Below are 486 nucleotides of genomic sequence, written 5' to 3' on the forward strand. Positions count from 1 at the left end.
GCCATCGTCAAGGACGAGAAGGACGGCGTGCTGACCGGCGGCGAGACCAAGCTGGGCCTGGTTTCCGACGACATCATCCCCAACAAGGTCTGCCTGATCCCCGACCTGCTGCGCACCCTGCCCTACAAGCCCTTCGCCTGCTCCGCCATCGATGCTCTGGTGCATGCCACCGAGTCCTTCCTGAGCCCCCACCGCAAGACCATCACCTCCGAGCTGTTCAGCGAGAAGGCCATGGACATGATCCTGAAGGGCTTCAAGCTGCTGGACGAGAAGGGCCAGGAGGCTCGTTTCGAGTACATGGATCAGTTCGTCACCGCTTCCTTCTACGCCGGCATCGCCTTCCTGAAGGCCGGCTGCGGCCCTGTCCACGGCATGAGCTTCCCCCTGGGCGGCACCTATCATGTGCCTCACGGCGAGTCCAACTACATGCTGTTCGGCGCCATCATGGACTACTATGATGAGAAGAACCCCGACGGCGAGATCATG

Annotated in this window: 1 pseudogene; it reads left to right on the forward strand. The window is 61.7% G+C overall.

The annotated features are described in order from the left end of the window. Positions 1 to 486 (forward strand): annotated as a pseudogene (locus JQM66_RS12470) (4-hydroxybutyrate dehydrogenase); the annotation flags it as partial.

Origin of the sequence: Oscillibacter valericigenes (assembly GCF_021531915.1) — a bacterium.
GTDB classification, from domain to species: Bacteria; Bacillota; Clostridia; order Oscillospirales; family Oscillospiraceae; genus Oscillibacter; species Oscillibacter valericigenes_A.